Origin of the sequence: Proteus cibi, assembly GCF_003144405.1 — a bacterium.
Lineage (GTDB): Bacteria > Pseudomonadota > Gammaproteobacteria > Enterobacterales > Enterobacteriaceae > Proteus > Proteus cibi.
This window is the reverse complement of record NZ_PENW01000005.1, coordinates 1-21,858: the sequence shown is the minus strand read 5'-3', so window position 1 is coordinate 21,858 and position 21,858 is coordinate 1. Positions and strand designations below refer to the sequence as shown.

Genomic DNA, 21,858 nt, shown 5'->3' with positions numbered 1-21,858 from the left:
ACTAACATCAATCAACACGGGAGGTCACCTTTGATCCCGGACGTATCAAAAGCGCTTTCTTGGTTGGAAGCACACCCTAAAGTTTTATGTGGCATCCACCGTGGTATAGAGCGTGAAACTTTAAGAGTTACGCCAGAAGGCAATTTAGCATCAACAGAGCACCCTCTATCATTAGGGAAATCGTTAACTCATAAATGGATCACAACGGATTTTGCCGAATCTCTATTAGAGTTTATAACACCTGTTGATGACAACATTGCACATACCTTGCATTTTTTAGGTGATTTACATCGCTATACAGCACGTCACTTAGATAATGAACGTATGTGGCCTATGAGTATGCCTTGCTTTATTGAAGCGGAAGATAAGATTACGCTGGCTCAATTTGGCACATCTAATGTTGGGCGTTTTAAAACACTCTACCGTGAAGGACTTAAAAATCGTTATGGCGCGTTAATGCAAACTATTTCAGGTGTGCATTATAATTTCTCACTGCCTATCGAATTTTGGCAAGCATGGGCAAATGTAAAAGATGAAGAGAGTGGGAAAGAGGTGATTTCTGACGGTTATTTACGTCTTATTCGAAATTACTATCGCTTTGGCTGGATCATTCCATTCTTCTTTGGTGCATCACCGGCAATTTGTGGATCTTTCTTAAAAGGGAGAGAAACAAATTTACCATTTGAAAGTACGCCTAAAGGAGCGAAGTTCTTACCTTATGCAACTTCATTACGTTTAAGTGATTTAGGATATACCAATAAATCTCAAAGCGATCTCGATATCACCTTTAATCATCTTGAAACTTATGTCAAAGGCTTGAAAAAAGCGATTCATAAGCCTTCTGAAGAGTTTGCTAAATTAGGTGTTAACAAAGACGGTAAGTATATTCAGTTAAACACCAATGTGTTGCAGATTGAAAATGAACTTTATGCGCCTATTCGACCTAAACGTGTGGTTAAGGGGGATGAATCACCTTCTGATGCGTTATTACGTGGCGGTATTGAATATATTGAAGTTCGCTCACTTGATATCAATCCATTTACGCCAATTGGTGTTGACGAAACTCAAATTCGTTTCCTTGATTTATTCTTGATCTGGTGTGTATTAGCGGATGCGCCAGAAATGAGTGCCTCTGAATTAGCGTGCTGCCGTTCAAATTGGAATAACGTTATTCTAGAAGGGCGTAAGCCTGGTCAAGTTATTGGAATGGGTTGTGGTGAAAGAAAAGAGCCACTCGCGCAAGTTGGTAAAGCCTTATTTGCTGATTTAGAACGTGTCGCTAATGTTCTCGATTGTTGCTCAGGCACTCAATATATGGAAGTTTGCGTTAAGTTAGAAGAAATGTTCGATAATCCTGAATTAACTTTCTCTGGCAGACTTTTAGATAAAATTAAAACGCAAGGCATTGGTGGTTTCGGCTTGTCTTTAGCTGAAGAATATTACCAAGAATTAATTAAAACACCTTATGAAACGTTAACCGATGAAGCTTTTGATCATGAGAGAATTTCATCTATAAAACGTCAAGAAGAGTTAGAAAAGAGTGATACCATTTCTTTTGACGAGTATTTGAAGATCCATGCGGGGACAAGTACTGATAACGTGGCTTCCTAAACTTAGATAGAAAAAAGCCACACTAAAATTTGTGTGGCTAAAAAATTCTATAGAGAAATAGGGATGATAACAATTTGCGCGTATTCATTACTAAGACCGAGCTACTTGCAGAAAGTTTCATTTTTTCTTAAAAATATTTAAATTTTTCTTAGGAGGTTTTTTATGCCTTTATTGGATAGCTTTACTGTTGATCATACACGTATGTCAGCACCTGCTGTACGCATTGCTAAAACAATGAAAACGCCATCAGGTGATACCATCACGGTATTTGATTTACGTTTTACTGTGCCAAATAAAAAAGCCATGCCTGAGAAAGGTATCCATACTCTGGAGCATTTATTCGCTGGATTTATGCGTAACCATCTTAATGGTAATGGTGTTGAGATAATTGATATTTCCCCAATGGGATGCCGTACAGGCTTCTACATGAGCCTAATTGGGCAACCTGAAGAGCAACGTGTCGCTAATGCGTGGAAAGCGGCAATGGAAGATGTGTTGAAAGTAAAAGATCAAAACCATATCCCAGAACTGAATGTGTACCAATGTGGTACCTATGAAATGCACTCTCTGACAGAAGCACAAGATATCGCACGAGATATTTTATCTCATCGTATTGGTATTAATCATAACGATGAATTAGCACTGCCTGAAGAGACTTTAAAAGAGCTACATATCTAAATTACGGCTAATTTAGACAATTAGGGGATAATAGATCAGGAAATTCGCATCCTGATTTATTGTCTCTTTTTTTATTTTCACCTCCTTTATTATTTTTCTTTTCTCTACTTCATTGTTTTATTTTCTTATCTTCTTATATTGTTAGCACAGTAATGGATTAAATTTATGCTTAATACACGGAGTGCACTTCTGTCATGGAAAATCGTCAATTTTCATCACCTAAATTAGTGTTAGAGTTTTTTGTTCGAGAATTTTATTTTGTAGGTAAAGGCACATTACGTACTCAATTTCCTAAAGATGCCTTTTTCTATCAAGGACGTTCTAAAGCACTTGAATATCGTTACTTAGAAAGAGTCCACAAAAAGTATGTTAAACGCACTCAGTGCGAACCAGAGCTTATTATTAAGCCTGATTTATTATTGCTATCGTCTGAACTCAATGCTGAATTACTTGCCAAAATCACTAAATCACAAACAAACACCATCATGAAAATAAGTGGTGATTATCTTTATAAAGAAAAAGAAGAAGAGCAATATCGTTGGTATTTTCAACAGGATGAAATTAAAACAAACAGTTATAGCGGTGAGAATTCGCAGTTGAAATATGAAAATATTCGTAGTTTAGCACCTCATCATTTTAATATTGAAGCGGTAAACGATGAAGGCGCGCTTATTACTAATTTTCCGCGCAAGTCCCTTTCTCTGACTTTAAATAAAGGTGAAACTGCGTGTTTTATTTGTAGGCGTGAAGAGTATGGTGCTGATTACTCTTATCAGCCAGCATTAAACTTAGTTATGTGGGTCAAAAATCATGGTTTCTATTCTGATTATCAACAATTAAAGCCAGCCAAACTAGTACAAGAACAAGTGATAGAGCCTTTCTATATGAAAGGTGCCAGAGAGTTTGACTTTCGTAATAGCAAATTACGATTTGAGTTAGGATAAACAGTAAAAAATAAAACGCCCGATGAGATTCATCGAGCGTTTTATGTCTGAAAGTTGTTAACTTATTAACTTATATCAGGGCTATTCATCACCTAATGATGGGGAATTGAAAGGTGGCGAATTAACGCCTTCTTGATGACGTTATCCTGAACTTCAAGTATTTCAAATTCGTAGTCACTCACTTTTATTTTATTACCTACAATAGGTAAGTCACCCAACTCTTCAATAATGACGCCATTGATCGTTCGAGCTTCATCTTCAGGTAAATGCCAACCAAAAGCTTTATTGATATCTCGAATATTTGTTGTGCCATCAACTAATAATGAACCGTCTTTTTGAGGGATAACTTCTTCAGCTAAAGAGGGGGACATCGAGGTAGTAAAGTCACCAACAATCTCTTCAAGAATATCCTCAACGGTCACTAAACCTTGAATTTCACCATATTCATCAACCACAACACCCGCTTTTTCATTATTACGTTGGAAGTTGACGAGCTGTAGATTTAAGGGGGTGCTTTCTGGAATAAAGTAGATTTTATCGGCGGCTTTCATCAGAATTTGTTTGGTAAATTCTTTTTTCTCTGTCATTAAGCGATAAGCTTCTCGTACTCGCAACATCCCAATCGCATCGTCAAGAGTATCTCGATAAAGCACAATTCGACCATGTGGCGAATGTGTTAACTGTCTTACGATAGATTTCCATTCATCATTGACATCGATACCAAAAATCTCATTTCTTGGCACCATAATATCGCCAATCGTCACTTTTTCTAAATCTAAAATCGACAGCAACATATTCTGATTTCTTTGAGAAAGTTTTGATTTAGATTCATTAACGATAGTTCTTAACTCTTCTTTTGAGACCGCATTTCCCTGTATGACTGGGGATTTGATACCAAAAATGCGCATGAGTATTAATGTGATTTTATTAAAAAACCAAACAATAGGCAGCATCAGTTTTTGCAAAGGAGAGAGAATAACACTACTTGGATAAGCAACGCGCTCTGGATAAAGTGCCGCGATTGATTTTGGCAGCACTTCAGCAAAAATAAGGATGATAAAAGTCAGCACACCCGTGGCGATTGCTACACCAGCATCACCATATAAACGCATGCCAACAATGGTTGCTAGTGCAGATGCAACAATATTAATTAGATTATTGCCAATCAATACTAAACTAATCAATCTGTCAGGACGTTGTAATAATTTTTCCACACGTTTTGCAGCGCGATTTCCTTGTTTCGCAGCATGACGAAGACGATATCGATTAATCGTCATCATACTGGTTTCAGTCCCAGAAAAATAAGCTGAGGCAATAATCATACAGACAAGTATGATAATGAGCGTAGTTGTCGACACATGCTCCAAAATTGAGATCCTTTTGCTACCCTAAAATAGAAAATTAATTAAGCACTAACTCTTGTAATAAACGATTACCAAAAAAAGCTAATGTCAAAATAATAGCGCCAATCAAATTAAAGATAATGACTTTCTTTCCTCGCCATCCTTCTCGGAAATGTCCCCATAATAAAATGATGTAAACAAACCAAGCAATGATAGAGAAAATAGATTTATGGATATTTTCTTTACCAAAAATATTATCCATATACACCAAACCTGTACATAAGGTTAGTGTCAGCAATACCACACCCACTTGTGTGATATGAAACATTTTACGCTCAATTGACATTAACGGTGGCATTTGAGGTGAGAATTTTAGTTTCTTATTTTTTAGTTGATAGTCAAGCCAACTAAGTTGTAATGCATATAAAGCCGCGATTAACAGTGTGGCATAGCTTAATAAAGCTAGCCCAATATGAATAAAGAGGGATGTGCTACTTTCAAGATGTGTAACAAACTCACCGGGCATCAATGCAGCAATAACAAGATTGACTATTGCGAAACAGTAAACAATAGGCAGCAAGAACCATGCACGACCACGAGAAGCCACAATCGTCATGATCACGCAGACCATCAGGCTAACAATCGCACCTAAATTGGTGAGTGAAAGATTCTGTCCACTATGGGGACGGAAAATTAAAAATTTTAATGAAACGGCATGTGCAACAAGCGCAATTACCGCAAATAATAGCGCTAATCCGCGGTATCCATTCTGCTCTTTTCGTAACAGACCGGGTAAAAACAGCGCCAGACTGAGTAAATAAGCGCAGACAGCGACGATAGAGATTGATATAACGGGCATAGTTTCGCTTACATATATTGTGTGAATAACTTCCTAGTATAGCGCTAGGAGCATACGGCTCCAACTATTGAAGTCATTAAGCTTAAATCTCTATGCAGAGATCCGCGAGTCATCGTGATATAATCGGTGGCATACATGACCGATAAGCCCAACTTTAACACTGAGCTAAGATAATGTTTGAGAATTTAAGTGACAGACTATCGCGCACATTGCGCAATATAAGCGGTCGAGGAAGACTGACCGAAGAAAACATTAAAGAAACACTGCGTGAAGTGCGTATGGCTTTATTAGAAGCTGACGTTGCCTTACCCGTGGTTCGTGATTTTATTGCGCGCGTCAAAGAGAGCGCAGTAGGGCATGAAGTTAACAAAAGCCTGACCCCGGGTCAGGAGTTTGTGAAGATTGTTCAAAATGAACTCGTTAATGCGATGGGGGAAGTGAATACCGACCTTGACCTATCAGCACAGCCACCCGCTGTGGTGTTAATGGCTGGTTTACAAGGTGCCGGTAAAACGACCAGTGTCGCAAAACTCGGTAAATTCTTAAAAGAGAAAAAGAAGAAAAAAGTTCTTGTTGTTTCTGCTGACGTTTATCGCCCAGCAGCGATTAAACAGCTTGAAACGTTAGCCGAAACGGTTGGCATAGATTTCTTCCCTTCGACTGTTCAAGAAAATCCAGTCACAATTGCAAGTAATGCATTAAAACATGCGCAACTTCAATTCTATGATGTATTGCTGGTGGATACGGCAGGTCGTTTACACGTAGACGAAGGCATGATGGAAGAGATCCAACTTCTCCATAAAGCCATTAACCCAGTTGAAACCCTGTTTGTTGTTGACGCCATGACGGGGCAAGATGCGGCAAATACAGCAAAAGCATTTAATGAAGCATTGCCATTAACAGGGGTTGTATTAACCAAAGTTGATGGTGATGCGCGTGGTGGTGCGGCATTATCAATTCGCCATATCACGGGTAAACCAATTAAATTCCTCGGTGTCGGGGAAAAAACAGAAGCCTTAGAACCTTTCCACCCAGATCGTATTGCCTCTCGTATTTTAGGCATGGGGGATGTTCTGTCTTTAATTGAAGACATTGAAAGCAAAGTTGATAGAGCACAAGCTGAGAAGCTCGCAACAAAACTTAAAAAAGGTGATGGTTTTGATCTAAATGATTTCTTAGATCAATTAAAGCAGATGAAGAACATGGGCGGCATGGCGAGTATGTTAAGCAAAATGCCAGGTATGTCTCAGGTGCCAGATGCTGTAAAATCACAAATGGATGATTCAATTTTAGTGAAAATGGAAGCGATTATTAACTCCATGACTAAAAAAGAACGCCAAAAACCAGAAATCATCAAAGGCTCCAGAAAACGCCGTATTGCAGCGGGCTCAGGAACACAAGTGCAAGACGTCAACCGTTTATTAAAACAGTTTGATGATATGCAACGTATGATGAAAAAAATGAAAAAAGGTGGCATGGCTAAGATGATGCGTAGCATGAAAGGTATGATGCCACCTGGATTCCCAGGCCGATAAAATCAAAAAGCCTGAAAAAAAACGTGCTTTGGATTGCTTTTTTCGCCAAAGTGAGTAAACTTTTCGGGCTTTTTATATGACAACCGGACTCCGTTCCTCGATGGCGTCTGGTTGTTTTATTAACTAATGAGGATGTTATGGTAACAATTCGTTTAGCTCGTGGCGGCGCAAAAAAGCGTCCGTTTTACCAAGTAGTAGTAACCGATAGCCGCAATGCGCGTGATGGTCGTTTCATTGAACGTGTAGGTTTTTATAACCCACTGGCAACCGGTAATGCAGAAGAATTACGTTTAGACGTAGACCGTGTTGAACACTGGGTTGCTCAAGGCGCAACTGTTTCAGAACGTGTTGCTGGCCTGATCAAATCAGCGAAGAAAAGCGCTTAATCTGTCGCGGTGGTAACAATGAGCGAACAAAAAACCTTAAAAGAGCCTGTAGAACCTATTGTTATGGGTAAGTTGGGCTCACCTTACGGGATCCGTGGTTGGCTCAGAGTTTTTTCCTCCACCGAACACGCCGAAAACATTTTTGAATATCAACCGTGGTTTATTCAGCGTCATGGACAGTGGGAAACCATTGAAATTGAAAGTTGGAAACATCACAACCAAGATATTATCGTCAAGCTAAAAGGTATTGATGACAGAGATGCGGCCAATTTCCTGACTAATTTTGAAATTGTCGTGAATGCTTCGCAACTTCCAGAACTTGAAGGTGAATATTACTGGAAAGATCTGATGGGTTGCCATGTAGAAACGGATAAAGGCTACGATCTGGGTGTCGTTACAGACATGATGGAAACGGGCTCAAATGATGTCATGGTGATTAAAGCGAATCTGAAAGATGCGTTCGGTATCGGGGAACGGTTAGTTCCGTTTCTTGATGGGCAGGTTATCAAGAAAGTCGATCTCTCAGCGAAAAAAATTATCGTTGATTGGGATCCTGGTTTTTAGATTATCCGGTTAACGGTTCTCAATAGTGGGACACAAAAATGTGGATTGGGGTAATTAGCCTATTTCCAGAAATGTTCCGCTCTATAACCGAGTACGGGGTGACTGGTCGGGCAGTGAAGCATGGTCTGCTCAATGTAGAATGTTGGAATCCCCGAGATTTTACATACGACAGACACAATACTGTTGATGATCGTCCTTATGGCGGTGGTCCCGGTATGTTGATGATGGTTCAACCTTTAAGGGAAGCCATTCATCAAGCAAAAGCTGCGGCAGGTGATGGAGCAAAGGTGATTTATTTATCACCTCAGGGACGCAAACTCGATCAACAAGGAGTTTGTGAACTGGCAACAAATGAGAAGTTAATTCTGGTTTGTGGTCGGTATGAAGGTATAGACGAGCGTGTCATTCAGACTGAAATCGATGAAGAGTGGTCTGTCGGTGATTACGTATTAAGTGGTGGGGAATTACCTGCCATGATAATGATAGATGCAGTAGCGCGCTTTGTACCGGGTGTTCTCGGACACGCAGCCTCTGCGAAAGAAGATTCTTTTGCTGAAGGTTTACTGGATCATCCTCACTATACTCGCCCAGAGGTTTTAGATGGTATGGAAGTTCCGGCAGTTTTACTGTCAGGCAACCATGCTCATATTAATCGCTGGCGCATGAAACAATCACTGGGTCGAACCTGGCTAAGAAGACCTGAGCTTCTGGAAAGCCTAGCTCTGACTGACGAGCAAAGAGTGCTGTTAACAGAGTTCCAACGGGAACATCTGTCCGGAACAGCAGAGTAAGTCTGACACAAGATGTCATTAATATCAGTTTACCTAGGGTAAGAGAGTTATTATGAGCAATATTATTAAACAAATCGAACAAGAACAGATGAAGCAAGATGTTCCTTCATTCCGTCCTGGTGACACTTTAGAAGTTAAAGTATGGGTTGTTGAAGGTTCTAAAAAACGTCTGCAGGCATTCGAGGGCGTGGTTATCGCTATTCGTAACCGCGGTCTGCACTCTGCATTCACTGTTCGTAAAATTTCTAATGGCGAAGGTGTTGAGCGTGTATTCCAAACTCACTCTCCAGTCGTAGATAGCATCACTGTGAAACGTCGTGGTGCGGTTCGTCAAGCTAAACTGTACTACCTGCGTGAGCGTTCAGGTAAGGCTGCTCGTATCAAAGAGCGTCTTAACGCTAAATAATACGCTTTCGCACATCCGAAAGTTATTGTTAAAAGGTCAGCATTTGCTGACCTTTTTTTATATCTCCCCCCATATTGAAAATATTGTTTATTCTTTTTTATCTTTTTTACTTCTATATCCCTATCTTATCTATTCTCCTTATCGTGATATTCATTAAAAGATAAACTGTAAATATATTTTTACAAAATGATGTTTTAATACAATCTTCATCACATTATTTTTGTTTGCTTTGTTATTTGTAACTTATTGTTATGCATTATTTATTTGTGGTTAAAGTGGTTTGTGTAAACCTTTCATTACGAATTTGTCAAAAACATTAAAAATATGGATTGATTTCTTTACATCCCGTGTTATCTTATCTTTCAGACACACAAAAATCACAATGACAGATATAAAAAAGGTAAAGATTATGATCATGCAAAAAGACGCACTCAATAATGTGAATATTAGCGAAGAGCTGGTTTTAATTACTCCTGAAGAGTTAAAACAAAAATACCCATTGAGTCGCAATGATCTGCATGCCATTGCTCAGTCACGTCAAACAATTTCTGAAATTGTCCAGCGACGTGATCCTCGCTTACTCGTGGTATGTGGACCTTGTTCCATTCATGATGTTGATGTTGCGTTAGATTACGCCAAACGTCTGAAAGTCTTAGCGTCTGAATTAAGTGATAGTCTGTACATTGTGATGCGTGTCTACTTTGAAAAACCTCGTACAACTGTTGGTTGGAAAGGCTTAATTAGTGATCCATTTATGGATGGTAGCTTTGAAATGGAGAAAGGGTTACATATTGCCCGTAAACTACTGACTGAACTTGTGCAATTAGGTCTGCCTCTGGCGACGGAAGCGTTAGATCCTAACAATCCACAATACTTAGGTGATCTATTTAGTTGGTCTGCAATTGGAGCCCGAACAACAGAATCTCAGACTCACCGTGAAATGGCATCAGGGCTTTCAATGCCTGTTGGGTTTAAAAACGGAACAGATGGTAATTTAGATACTGCCATTAATGCGATGAAAGCCGCTTCTATGCCACATCGATTTATGGGAATTAATCAATCAGGTCAGGTTTGTTTATTGCAAACACAAGGTAACCCTGATGGGCATGTCATTTTACGTGGCGGGAAAACACCAAACTACCATGAAGAAAATGTTGCTCAATGTGAAGCTCAGATGGTAAAAGCAGGATTAAAACCATCATTAATGATTGATTGTAGCCATGGTAATTCTAATAAAGATTTTCGTCGTCAAACGGCAGTGGTTGATTCTGTGATTGAGCAAATCACTAAAGGTAATGAATCTATCACAGGTATTATGCTAGAAAGCCATATTAATGAAGGCAATCAATCTTCAGAGCAATCTCGTAGTGAAATGAAATACGGTGTCTCAGTAACCGATGCGTGTATTAGTTGGGAAACAACAGAGTCTGTGTTAAGAAATTTACATGCTCAACTTTCCCCGATTTTGGTTCAGCGTGAAGCGCAGTTAAAAAAAGTTAGTTAATCATCAAGAAAAAGAGGCAAGCATAGATGGCTGAAGAATTACAAAGTTTGCGTGAGCAAATTGATCAGGTAGATAAATCACTGCTTTCTTTACTCGCAAAAAGAATGCAATTGGTAGCTGAAGTGGGAGAAGTTAAAAATCGTCATGGCTTACCGATTTATGCACCTGATAGAGAGGCCTCCATGCTTGCTTCTCGTCGTGATGATGCACAAATGATGGGGATTTCCCCTGATTTAATTGAAGATGTATTACGCCGAGTCATGCGAGAATCCTATACTAAAGAAAATGACAAGGGATTTAAAACACTCAATCCTCAATTAGGTAAAATCGTTATTGTGGGAGGAAATGGGAAAATGGGTAAACTCTTTTCTCGTTTGTTTACTCTCTCTGGCTATCAGGTCGAAAGCTTAGAAGCTGATGAATGGCAAACGAAATCGCCAGCTATTTTTGACAATGCAGGCATGGTGATTATCAGTGTGCCTATTCATCTAACGGTTGATGTGATTAAGGAACTTCCTGCTTTACCTGAAAACTGTTTACTTGTAGATCTTGCTTCTATTAAAAAAGCCCCTTTAGAGGCGATGTTAAAGGCACATAGTGGACCCGTTTTAGGTCTTCATCCCATGTTTGGTCCTGACGTACCTAGCTTAGCAAAACAAGTTGTGGCGTACTGCGAAGGGCGAAACCACACTGCATTTGATTGGTTGTTAGAGCAGTTAATGGTATGGGGAGCAAAAATTGAGGCGATTACGCCAGAAGAACATGATAAAAACATGAGTTTTATTCAAGCACTTCGACATTTTACGACCTTTGCTTATGGTCAGCATTTAGCAAAAGAAAAAGTTGATTTAGCCCGTTTATTAAGACTGTCATCTCCTATTTATCGCTTAGAATTGGCAATGATAGGGCGCCTATTTGCTCAGGACCCGCAACTGTATGCTGATATTATTTTGTCATCGGAAGAGAATATTGAATTAATCCGTCGATATCATCAATCATTAGGTCAAGCTATCGATTTATTAGATATTAATGCAAAGAGTGAGTTTGTTCATTCATTTAATAACGTGAGTGACTGGTTTGGTGATTATGCTTCTCAATTTATGAAAGAGAGTGGTGTCTTATTACAAAAAGCGAATGATAGCCGAATATAATTAAAAACTCTGTTTATAAAAAGCCAGTCAATTAAAGGTGAAGTGACTGGCTTTTTATTTATAACCTCATTCTAATATTTATTGATTATTACCAATCATCACAAGGGGGCCAAACACATGGCTCTGTAGGCGTTGTGCTGATTGATATACTATAAAGACTATTATTGTTATCAGTGGTGTCGCTATTAGTTTTTTCATCATAAATAGATAACGTATAACTACTAAATAATAGTGTTGTGATTAATATAAATAGTTTACTCATACTAGAATCCTTTTAATTTAATAATCCTTAGGATCAGGACATGGGCTTACAGTACAATGAAGTTTGCTTATCGAACTTACTGTTATTTCAGAATAAGAAATTTGTGATGCATAAGTATTTGCTGTGAAAATGATAAAAAATATGTTTAAAATTAATGGTATGTATTTTTCCATGTTACCATCCTATTTATGCTTAAAGCATAATTCTATTTTATCTAACAACCTCTCTTGGTATTTCATAAGAAGCAAACCAATCATGCATAACGTTATATCGGAAAAATAAGTGATTAAACTTCTATTTTTAATAGGATTTTAATGTTTTTTTGATAATTAGAAATTATTGATTTTTATATACAGTAATGCCTTGTTATTGGATTGTTATTTCTTGGTTTAATTAAATGGCTATTTATGTTCGATATTGTCTTTTATTACGAATTATTTGTTGATGAGATCTTGAAATTTACTAAAACTAAAACGCAATATATAAAACTATAACAATGATCAAAAAAAACATTATAGCAGATGGCGTAAATTTATTTTATAAACAACGGTTTTTTGCAATAAGTGCTTAATATTTTTTTTGTATTATTTTTATATGTATTCCGAAGTTTTATTCAAGGGGTAAACTATGGATTTTTTAATACAACTCGCCATTATATTAGTATGTCTATTTTATGGGGCTAGGAAGGGAGGAATTGCATTAGGTCTATTAGGTGGTGTTGGTCTGGTTATTTTAGTTTTTATTTTTAACCTTCCTCCAGGAAAACCACCTGTTGATGTAATGTTAGTTATTATTGCCGTTGTTTCTGCATCCGCGACATTACAAGCATCGGGTGGATTAGATGTTATGTTGCAAATAGCAGAAAAATTATTACGCAAAAATCCAAAATATATTTCTATTGTTGCACCACTCGTAACTTGTACTCTTACAATATTATGTGGCACCGGACACGTTGTTTATACCATATTGCCAATTATTTATGACGTGTCGATTAAAAATAATATTCGCCCAGAAAGACCCATGGCGGCAAGTACAATCGGCTCTCAAATGGGGATTATTGCCAGCCCAGTTTCCGTTGCCGTGGTGACATTAGTCGCAATGCTTGGTGATGTGACTTTTAATGGTAAACACCTTGAGTTTTTAGATTTATTAGCAATAACTATTCCTTCTACTTTTATCGGTATTTTAGCCATTGGTATCTTTAGCTGGTTTAGAGGAAAAGATTTAGATAAAGATCAACGTTTCCAAGAATTTGTCTCAGTTCCTGAAAACCATGATTATGTTTATGGTGATACCGCAACACTTCTAGATAAAAAGCTCCCTATGAAAAACTGGGTAGCAATGTGGATTTTTTTAGGTGCAATTGCTGTTGTTGCAATATTAGGTGCTTTCTCTGAAATACGTCCTGTATTTAATGGCAAACCATTATCTATGGTGCTCGTTATTCAGATGTTTATGTTATTAGCTGGCGCATCAATTATTATAATTTGTAAAACTAACCCTTCTCTTATTTCTAAAAATGAAGTATTCCGTTCAGGGATGATAGCCATTGTTGCCGTGTATGGTATTGCTTGGATGGCAGAGACAATGTTCTCTGCACATATGAAAGAAATAGAAGCAGCATTGGGGCAATTAGTACGAGAATACCCTTGGGCTTATGCCGTTGTCTTATTATTAGTGTCTAAATTTGTGAACTCACAAGCGGCAGCTTTAGCCGCAATTGTTCCTTTAGCGTTGGGTATTGGTGTTGATCCTGCTTATATTATTGCCTCGGCACCTGCTTGTTATGGTTACTATATTCTTCCTACTTATCCTAGTGATTTAGCGGCAATTCAATTCGACCGTTCAGGTACAACTCGAATAGGGCGTTTTGTTATTAATCACAGTTTTATTCTACCAGGATTAATTGGTGTAACCGTTTCCTGTGTCTTTGGTTGGGTATTTGCTGCGATGTATGGTTTCTTATAATTAAATTTAAAATAAAAAAAGCCAGATAGTTATATGCTATCTGGCTTTTCTTTTTAAGCGAGGTTATTTCACTTCAACAGGAACAACATTTTCTGAGGGGTAACAGCCTAGTATTTTTAATGAGCGTGTGGTTTGTGATAAATCGTGTAAGGCTTTTTGCATATTGATATCGCGTAGATTTGCTTGAACATCAATATAAAACATCTCTTCCCAAGGTGTTCCATTAATAGGGCGAGACTCGAGTTTTGTCATAATAATATCGTATTTTTTTAAAATCATTAATGCATCGACTAATGCACCCGCTTGTTGCCCCGTTGCCATTAAGAAGGTTGTTTTAGCCGGTACTTGCTCTGAAACATCAATGGCTTTTCGTGCAATAACAATAAAGCGTGTTACGTTTATTTGTTGGTTTGCTAGATTATTAGCTAAAGGTTTTAAACCATAAAGAGAGCCGCCGGCTTCACTACCAATAGCTGCAACATGTGGTGATTGTGCGAGCGCGACTTTCTCCATTGCCGCCGCTGTACTTTCGCAATATTCAATTTTCCAGTTTGGATATTGATTTAAATAATGACTGCATTGTTGAAAGGGTTGAGGGTGACTATAAATAGTTTGCAACTCTTCTGTACTGCTATCAACACTTGTTAAAAGTGCATGATTAATCGGGATGCGAATTTCTCCAACAATAGAGATTGAGGTTGTTTGCAGTAAGTCGTAAACATCATTAATTGCACCCGAACTCGTATTTTCAATGGGCAGTAAACCGTAATCGGCTTGTCCGGTATCAACAAGTGTAAAAATGTCGTCAAATTTCTGACAAGTGCAATCAACGAAGGTATCAAAATGGCGGGCTGCATATTGACGAGCAGCAATATGTGAATAAGAGCCTTTAGGCCCTAAATAAGCAATTCTGGCTGATTCATTGGGGGTGGCATTGAGATGTTGTTGTAGAATGGCTTGTTGTGTTAATACAGAGTCTTCAATGATCATTTGAAAAATACGACTAATATAAAAACCATCTAGCCCAACGTTTTTTCCTTTCTCAATTAATAAATCAAGTAATTCACGCTCACGATTTTTATCTCGAATAGGGCGATGTGTATTCAATTTAAATTGAGCAACATCAGCAGATAATTGTCGTCTGTTTGCTAACAACGTGAGTAATTCTGAATCTAACGTTGTGATTTTATCTCTGATTGCTAATAAATCGAGTTTTTCCATGTTTAAGCCCTATACCGTTATGTCATACCATCATAAATAAAAAAGCCTCCAATTTGGAGGCTATTGTCGTTCTTACTTTTCTTTCTGAAATGACAAAGCCTCTTAATGAAAGAGTAGAAAGAAAAAGAAGAAAGACAAATGTGAATGTTTGTTCATTATATTGATTGGTAAATTATTTAACATATTGCTATCAAACATGATGATGTGAAAGGAGTCAAGAAAAATACAATAAAAAGCGCATCATGAAGATGCGCAGAGGCGTTTTGAGTCAGTGATTTATTCTAATTTTTAATCTTGCTTTACTATTTACATTTCATCGACAAGTAAATTTTCTTCTTTCAGACTGTTATTAGCCCGACGAGATTCGTTTTTATGCTGAACTTTGTTTAATTGGCGTTCAAGTTTTGCGAGTAAGTCATTAATTGCCGCATACATATCGACATGTTGTGCATTAGCGACCAATTGCCCATTTGGTGTATGAATGCTGGCATCAACACTAAAACCTTTAGGATCTTTCGTAAGAATAATATGAGGATTGATTAAATTCACCTGCCATTTATTGAGTTTAGTTAGACGGCTTTCAATGTGTTCACGTAGTGCTGGGGTAATTTCCATTTGTTTGCTAGTAATATTTATAATCATAAAGTTACCTCTTTATTACTCCGTCTTCGATAGCTTCAGAATATCGTGATACACAATTTAAAATATGATCAAAATCACTTTTTGTTAGATGTATGTGTAACTAGTAATAGAAACGTGACAAATGATATATAGCTGAAAAAGACCGCTTGTTAAGTTGCATGTATTCAGTCATATTAGAAAGGTTGGGCTGATGAAAAGTAAAGACAATTTAGCGAGAAAAGAATAAAAAAACAGCAGCGATAAGCTGCTGTTTTTGATGGTGATGTTTTAGTTAGGCTGGATTGGCGGCAATCAGTGAAGCTACTTTTTCTGCTTCTTGTGTCAGACCTAATTCTTTATAAGCATTTTCCATATACACGAGTGCGTCACGCGTCGCTTGTGTATCAGGATAATCACGCATCATTTGCTCTACTCTATTAATAACCGCGACATAAGCCCCTCGTTTAGTATAGAATTTCGCAACAGAAAGCTCATACTTTGCTAAACGGTTTTTAAGAAAGACTAGGCGTTTGGTTGCATCGGCGACATAAAGGCTGTCTGGATAGTAACGAACTAATTGACTAAAATCTTTAAATGCCACGATTGCATGTTGAGGATCACGGTCTGAACGGTCAATACCAAAGAATCCTTGTAATGCACTATCATCTAATGCTTGAGCTGTTAAGCCACGCATATAAAGAACATAGTCGATATTAGGATGGGTTGGGTTTAATCGCATAAAACGGTCGATTGCAGAAATCGCCATTGGTAGTTCCGCGGATTTATAATAAGCATAAATCAGATCGAGTTGAACTTGTTGCGAGTAAGGACCAAAAGGATAGCGATTATCGAGAGACTCTAATTGTTTGATAGCCGCTCCATAATTGCCATCTAGCAATTTTTCCTGACTGGTTGAGTAAAGCTCAGAAGGCGACATATCGGCAGTAGCGTCTTTGTCTGAACTCGAACAGCCAGTAAGTAACAGGCTTACAGTGGCCGCTGCCACCAGGTATTTAATGCGTCTCATCACGTATTGATTATCCTCTGAATAGGTTTGGGGAGTCTCTCCGTGAAGCTCCCCTGAAATCGGTTACACTATAACTCATTTTAAATGAAACGGCTGTGCCGTCAAAACACTAACTTAATTAATAGAAAATTATTTATGTCTCAACAAATACGACTTAATGCTACAGTCGCAGATTCACAGCTGGGTCAACGCTTAGATCAAGCTTTGGCCGAAATGTTCCCTGATTATTCAAGATCTCGTATAAAAGAGTGGATCTTAGACAATAGAGTGCAGGTTAACGATAAAATCATCAATAAGCCAAAAGAAAAAATGCTTGGCGGTGAAAAAATTGAAGTCGATGCCTTAATTGAAGAGGAAGTTCGCTGGGAGCCTCAGAATATTCCGTTAAATATCGTCTATGAAGATGATGATATTTTAGTGATCAATAAGCCAAGAGATCTTGTTGTACATCCTGGTGCTGGTAACCCAGATGGCACCGTATTAAACGCATTACTTTATCGCTATCCAGAGATTGCTAATGTACCTCGTGCAGGTATTGTCCACCGATTGGATAAAGATACAACAGGTTTGATGGTTGTTGCAAAAACAGTACCTGCTCAAACGCATTTAGTCGAAGCTTTACAACGTCGTGAAATCACACGTGAGTATGAAGCGGTGGCAACAGGGAGAATGACTGCGGGAGGATTAGTGAATGAGCCTATTTCTCGACATCCAACTAAACGTACACATATGGCTGTGCACCCAATGGGTAAACCCGCGGTAACACATTATCGTGTTATGGAGCATTTTCGCGCTCATACACGTTTGCGTTTACGTTTAGAAACAGGTCGTACTCACCAAATTCGTGTTCATATGGCTCATATTCATCATGCTTTAATTGGTGATCAGCTTTATGCAGGAAGACCTCGTCCTTTAAAAGGGGCTTCAGATGAATTACGTGAAACGTTACGTTTATTTGATAGACAGGCTCTACACGCGACGATGTTACGTCTTTACCATCCAATAACAGGTATTGAAATGGAATGGCATGCCCCATTACCTGATGATATGGTTAAGCTTATCGATGCACTAAAAGCTGACGTTGAACAGTTTAAAGATGAAATGGATTGGTAAATGACTTCATTGATTTTTCCAGATTGGCCACAACCTGAAAATATTGGGTCTTGCAGTACCTTGAGAGAAGGGGGGATTAGTCTGCCACCTTATAACAGTCTCAATCTAGGTACTCATGTTGGTGATAAATTATCTGATGTCGAAGAAAATAGACGCAGACTTTGTCAACAAGCCCAATTACCTGAAATGCCACTATGGCTTGAACAAGTTCATGGTACTCATGTTGTCACGCTAAGTACTGAGAAAAATAATGAAATACAAGGTGATGCCCTTTACACTTCTACGGTGAAAAAAGTTTGCGCCATTATGACGGCAGATTGTTTGCCTGTCCTTTTTACAACGGTTGATGGAACAGAAGTTGGTGCAGCTCATGGTGGATGGCGAGGGCTTTGCCACGGTGTATTGCAAAATACACTTGCGAAGTTTAACGCTCCTAAAGATCAAATTATGGCATGGTTAGGGCCTGCAATTGGACCTAACGCTTTTGAGGTTGGACCAGAAGTCCGTTTGGCGTTTATAGAAAAAAATATTGTCTTTGAGCCTGCATTTATTCCCCATAACGGTAAATACTTAGCTAATATTTATATGTTAGCGAGAATAATTTTACAGGAAAGTGGGATAACTCAGATTTATGGTGGCGATTTTTGTACTGTAACTGATCCATTGCGCTTCTTTTCTTACAGACGAGAGCACGTAACAGGTCGAATGGCATCATTAATCTGGATTAAATAAACTTCCTCGCAACGTTTTTCTCACTTATCTCAAATATTGATGAATATTTTTGCTCAAAATTTTTATTTTGAGCTTGAATATTGTCAAAATGACCTCATCTATTCTCCAGTTACGAATTTTACTTTAAATTTTACTTGGAGGTGTTATGCGTCTGGATAAATTAACCAACAAATTCCAGCAAGCTCTCGCAGACGCCCAGTCATTGGCACTTGGGAACGATAATCAATTTATAGAACCCATACATTTACTGAGTGCGTTATTTAATCAACAAGGCGGCTCAATTCGCCCTCTATTAACATCCGTAGGTGTTAATGCATCGCAATTTAATGAGCGAATTAATGACGCTTTGTCTCGATTACCTAAAGTCGAAGGTGCTGGTGGAGAGGTTCATCCCTCAAATGATTTAATTAAGCACCTTAATTTGTGCGATAAATTAGCACAGAAAAAAGGTGACGAATTTATTTCGTCAGAGCTCTTTCTTTTAGCTGCCATAGAAACAGGTGGTCAAGTTGCTGACATGCTAAAAGCAGCCGGAGCGAATAAAGCAAGTCTTGAGATAGCGATTGAAAAAATACGTGGTGGAGAAACAGTGAACGATCAAAATGCAGAAGACCAACGTCAGGCATTGAAAAAATATACTGTGGATTTAACGGAAAGAGCAGAACAAGGCAAACTCGATCCGGTTATTGGCCGTGATGAAGAAATAAGAAGAACCATTCAAGTTCTTCAACGCCGTACTAAAAACAACCCAGTGCTTATTGGTGAACCGGGTGTAGGTAAAACGGCGATTGTTGAAGGTTTGGCTCAACGTATTGTTAATGGTGAAGTCCCTGAAGGTTTAAAGAATAAACGTGTACTTTCTTTAGATATGGGCTCGTTATTAGCAGGTGCTAAATATCGTGGTGAATTCGAAGAACGTTTAAAAGCGGTTTTGAATGATTTATCTAAACAGGAAGGCAGTGTCATTCTGTTTATTGATGAATTACATACGATGGTCGGCGCAGGTAAAGCAGACGGTGCTATGGATGCTGGTAATATGTTAAAGCCTGCATTAGCTCGTGGTGAATTACACTGTGTGGGTGCAACAACACTTGACGAATATCGTCAATATATTGAAAAAGATGCTGCATTAGAGCGTCGTTTCCAAAAAGTGTATGTAGCTGAGCCAACAGTTGAAGATACTATCGCTATTTTACGTGGTCTAAAAGAACGTTATGAACTTCATCATCATGTTCAAATCACAGACCCTGCAATTGTTGCGGCAGCGACTTTATCTCATCGCTATATTTCTGACCGTATGTTGCCAGATAAAGCGATTGATTTAATTGATGAAGCGGGCGCAAGTCTACGTATGCAGATGGACTCCAAACCAGAGGCACTAGATAGACTTGATAGACGTATCATTCAGCTGAAACTTGAACAACAAGCACTGCAAAAAGAGTCTGATGAGGCAAGTAAAAAACGTTTAGAGATGCTAAATGAAGAACTTGCTGAAAAAGAGAAAGAGTATTCTGTTTTAGAAGAAGAGTGGAAAGCAGAAAAAGCAGAGCTTACGGGTACGCAACATATTAAATCGGAATTAGAGCAGGCTCGTATCGCATTAGAGCAAGCTCGCCGTAGTGGGGATTTGGCAAAAATGTCAGAGATCCAATATGGACAAATCCCGACGTTAGAAAAACAGCTTGCTGAAGCTAATAAGGCTGAAGATAAGCATATGAAGCTGTTACGTAATAAAGTCACTGATGCTGAAATTGCTGAGATCTTAGCGCGTTGGACCGGTATTCCTGTCTCTAGAATGCTAGAAGGGGAACGTGAAAAACTGCTAAGAATGGAACAAGAGTTACATAGACGTGTTATTGGTCAGGCTGAGGCTGTGAGTGCAGTATCTAATGCTATTCGTCGTAGCCGTGCTGGATTATCTGATCCGAATCGCCCAATTGGTTCGTTCTTATTCTTAGGACCTACAGGGGTTGGTAAGACTGAGTTGTGTAAAGCATTAGCGAACTTCTTGTTTGATAGTGATGATGCAATGGTTCGTATCGATATGTCTGAATTTATGGAAAAACACTCCGTCTCTCGTTTAGTGGGGGCGCCTCCAGGATATGTTGGTTACGAAGAAGGTGGATATTTAACAGAAGCCGTTCGCCGTCGTCCTTATTCAGTCATCTTATTAGATGAAGTTGAAAAAGCGCATCCAGATGTATTCAATATCTTATTACAAGTATTGGATGATGGTCGTTTAACCGATGGGCAAGGTAGAACAGTCGATTTTCGTAATACAGTTGTCATTATGACATCGAACTTAGGATCTGATTTAATTCAAGAACGTTTCGGGACAATTGATTATCCTGAAATGAAAAATATTGTGATGGATGTTGTTGGTCATCATTTTAGACCAGAGTTTATCAACCGTATTGATGAAGTTGTGGTATTCCACCCATTAGGTAAAGAAAATATTGCAGCGATTGCACAAATTCAGTTGCGTCGTTTATACCAGCGTTTAGAAGAGCGTGGTTATCACGTGACTATCACTGGGGCTGCATTAGAGAAATTGAGTGAAGTTGGATTCGACCCAATTTATGGTGCACGTCCATTGAAACGGGCTATCCAGCAAGAGGTTGAAAACCCATTAGCTCAAGACATTTTGTCTGGCAAATTATTACCGGGCAAAGAGATTATCTTAGATTTAGATGATAATAAGATAATTGCAAAACAGTAATAGAGCATCTTCTCTATTTATTACGATAAATAAGATATGATGTGAAACGGAAAAAGAGGCTTATATAAGCCTCTTTTTTTTATGTTTTGTGTTTTAGTTGGGGAGAATGAAGACAATCAGCAAATGCCATTTTTTATATTTGAAACTTTTTTAGGCAGAAGGTGTCTATTATTTATACTTAAAAGGCTAAATTGGTTATTAAGTGCGCTGTCGAAAGTTTTTTTTAAAATAATACTTGTCACATTCAGAAAACTCCCTATAATGCGCCCTCGTTGTCACGGCAAACCACGCTAAGTGAGTTAGCCAAGAGGACAAAGAAAAAAGTGAAAAGCCTTGAAAATAAACGCTTGACACTGAATGAGGAAGATGTAGAATGCACCTCCTCGCAACAACGCAGAAGACCGGAAACGGCAGCGAATGTTG

20 protein-coding genes and 1 other annotated feature are annotated in these 21,858 nt (G+C 38.4%); of the genes, 14 read left to right on the top strand and 6 right to left on the bottom strand.

What is annotated here, in order from left to right; genetic code table 11:
* Positions 1-30: 30 nt before the first annotated feature.
* The 3 genes from gshA to DK865_RS00910 all read left to right on the top strand — a co-directional run bounded on the left by gshA (position 31) and on the right by DK865_RS00910 (position 3,233).
* The gene (gene gshA / locus DK865_RS00920; RefSeq protein ID WP_109390933.1) at positions 31-1,611 is read left to right on the top strand and encodes a glutamate--cysteine ligase; all 1,581 of its coding nucleotides are present in this window, start codon (positions 31-33) and stop codon (positions 1,609-1,611) included.
* 162 nt (positions 1,612-1,773) lie between these two features.
* The gene (luxS, locus tag DK865_RS00915) at positions 1,774-2,289 is read left to right on the top strand and encodes an S-ribosylhomocysteine lyase (RefSeq protein ID WP_109390932.1); all 516 of its coding nucleotides are present in this window, start codon (positions 1,774-1,776) and stop codon (positions 2,287-2,289) included.
* Positions 2,290-2,483: 194 nt separating this feature from the next.
* Entirely contained in the window at positions 2,484-3,233 is a 750-nt protein-coding gene (locus DK865_RS00910) for a hypothetical protein (protein ID WP_109390931.1), read from the top strand.
* 92 nt (positions 3,234-3,325) lie between these two features.
* Here DK865_RS00910 and DK865_RS00905 read toward each other — a convergent pair whose 3' ends face one another.
* Together DK865_RS00905 and DK865_RS00900 are read right to left on the bottom strand one after the other, a co-directional pair.
* Entirely contained in the window at positions 3,326-4,600 is a 1,275-nt protein-coding gene (locus DK865_RS00905; protein WP_036911865.1) for an HlyC/CorC family transporter, read from the bottom strand.
* 34 nt (positions 4,601-4,634) lie between these two features.
* A complete protein-coding gene (locus DK865_RS00900) occupies positions 4,635-5,435 on the bottom strand; it encodes a cytochrome C assembly family protein (protein WP_023580980.1) in 801 nt (266 codons plus the stop codon).
* Between the two features lie 173 nt (positions 5,436-5,608).
* Between DK865_RS00900 and ffh the strand changes: the two genes are divergently transcribed.
* From ffh to tyrA, 7 genes are all read left to right on the top strand, one after another.
* Positions 5,609-6,970, top strand: a complete 1,362-nt coding sequence (ffh, locus tag DK865_RS00895; protein WP_023580979.1) for a signal recognition particle protein — start codon at positions 5,609-5,611, stop codon at positions 6,968-6,970.
* A gap of 137 nt (positions 6,971-7,107) precedes the next feature.
* Positions 7,108-7,356 carry a 30S ribosomal protein S16 gene (rpsP, locus tag DK865_RS00890; RefSeq protein ID WP_004244772.1) on the top strand — a complete coding sequence of 83 codons (249 nt, stop codon included), beginning with the start codon at positions 7,108-7,110 and terminating at the stop codon, positions 7,354-7,356.
* A gap of 18 nt (positions 7,357-7,374) precedes the next feature.
* Positions 7,375-7,920: a ribosome maturation factor RimM gene (gene rimM / locus DK865_RS00885; protein WP_006534751.1), complete on the top strand. Its 546-nt coding sequence runs from the start codon at positions 7,375-7,377 to the stop codon at positions 7,918-7,920.
* A 38-nt stretch (positions 7,921-7,958) separates the two neighbouring features.
* On the top strand, positions 7,959-8,711 hold the full coding sequence (gene trmD, locus DK865_RS00880) for a tRNA (guanosine(37)-N1)-methyltransferase TrmD (RefSeq protein ID WP_006534750.1): 753 nt from the start codon (positions 7,959-7,961) through the stop codon (positions 8,709-8,711).
* Between the two features lie 52 nt (positions 8,712-8,763).
* Positions 8,764-9,117 carry a 50S ribosomal protein L19 gene (rplS, locus tag DK865_RS00875; RefSeq protein ID WP_023580978.1) on the top strand — a complete coding sequence of 118 codons (354 nt, stop codon included), beginning with the start codon at positions 8,764-8,766 and terminating at the stop codon, positions 9,115-9,117.
* Between the two features lie 409 nt (positions 9,118-9,526).
* Positions 9,527-10,621: a 3-deoxy-7-phosphoheptulonate synthase gene (locus tag DK865_RS00870; protein ID WP_036911860.1), complete on the top strand. Its 1,095-nt coding sequence runs from the start codon at positions 9,527-9,529 to the stop codon at positions 10,619-10,621.
* Between the two features lie 26 nt (positions 10,622-10,647).
* Positions 10,648-11,772: a bifunctional chorismate mutase/prephenate dehydrogenase gene (tyrA, locus tag DK865_RS00865; RefSeq protein WP_023580976.1), complete on the top strand. Its 1,125-nt coding sequence runs from the start codon at positions 10,648-10,650 to the stop codon at positions 11,770-11,772.
* Positions 11,773-11,860: 88 nt separating this feature from the next.
* Here tyrA and DK865_RS18595 read toward each other — a convergent pair whose 3' ends face one another.
* On the bottom strand, positions 11,861-12,034 hold the full coding sequence (locus tag DK865_RS18595) for a hypothetical protein (RefSeq protein WP_162556598.1): 174 nt from the start codon (positions 12,032-12,034) through the stop codon (positions 11,861-11,863).
* A gap of 627 nt (positions 12,035-12,661) precedes the next feature.
* Between DK865_RS18595 and DK865_RS00860 the strand changes: the two genes are divergently transcribed.
* Positions 12,662-14,002: an anaerobic C4-dicarboxylate transporter gene (locus DK865_RS00860; RefSeq protein WP_023580975.1), complete on the top strand. Its 1,341-nt coding sequence runs from the start codon at positions 12,662-12,664 to the stop codon at positions 14,000-14,002.
* Between the two features lie 63 nt (positions 14,003-14,065).
* Here the strand turns inward: DK865_RS00860 and pheA are convergent, their stop codons facing one another.
* The 3 genes from pheA to bamD form a co-directional block, all read right to left on the bottom strand.
* Positions 14,066-15,223 (bottom strand): bifunctional chorismate mutase/prephenate dehydratase, encoded by a 1,158-nt coding sequence (gene pheA / locus DK865_RS00855; protein ID WP_023580974.1) that lies wholly within the window; start codon positions 15,221-15,223, stop codon positions 14,066-14,068.
* A gap of 35 nt (positions 15,224-15,258) precedes the next feature.
* Positions 15,259-15,374, bottom strand: a sequence feature (Phe leader region).
* A 155-nt stretch (positions 15,375-15,529) separates the two neighbouring features.
* A complete protein-coding gene (gene raiA, locus DK865_RS00850; RefSeq protein ID WP_023580973.1) occupies positions 15,530-15,865 on the bottom strand; it encodes a ribosome-associated translation inhibitor RaiA in 336 nt (111 codons plus the stop codon).
* A 271-nt stretch (positions 15,866-16,136) separates the two neighbouring features.
* Positions 16,137-16,871 (bottom strand): outer membrane protein assembly factor BamD, encoded by a 735-nt coding sequence (gene bamD, locus DK865_RS00845; RefSeq protein ID WP_023580972.1) that lies wholly within the window; start codon positions 16,869-16,871, stop codon positions 16,137-16,139.
* A 135-nt stretch (positions 16,872-17,006) separates the two neighbouring features.
* On the opposite strand from bamD, the gene rluD reads away from it, so the two are divergent.
* The 3 genes from rluD (at position 17,007) to clpB (ending at position 21,435) form a co-directional block, all read left to right on the top strand.
* Positions 17,007-17,984 (top strand): 23S rRNA pseudouridine(1911/1915/1917) synthase RluD, encoded by a 978-nt coding sequence (gene rluD / locus DK865_RS00840; RefSeq protein ID WP_023580971.1) that lies wholly within the window; start codon positions 17,007-17,009, stop codon positions 17,982-17,984.
* On the top strand, positions 17,985-18,716 hold the full coding sequence (gene yfiH / locus DK865_RS00835) for a purine nucleoside phosphorylase YfiH (protein ID WP_109390930.1): 732 nt from the start codon (positions 17,985-17,987) through the stop codon (positions 18,714-18,716).
* 145 nt (positions 18,717-18,861) lie between these two features.
* Positions 18,862-21,435, top strand: a complete 2,574-nt coding sequence (gene clpB, locus DK865_RS00830; protein ID WP_023580969.1) for an ATP-dependent chaperone ClpB — start codon at positions 18,862-18,864, stop codon at positions 21,433-21,435.
* Positions 21,436-21,858 lie beyond the last annotated feature (423 nt).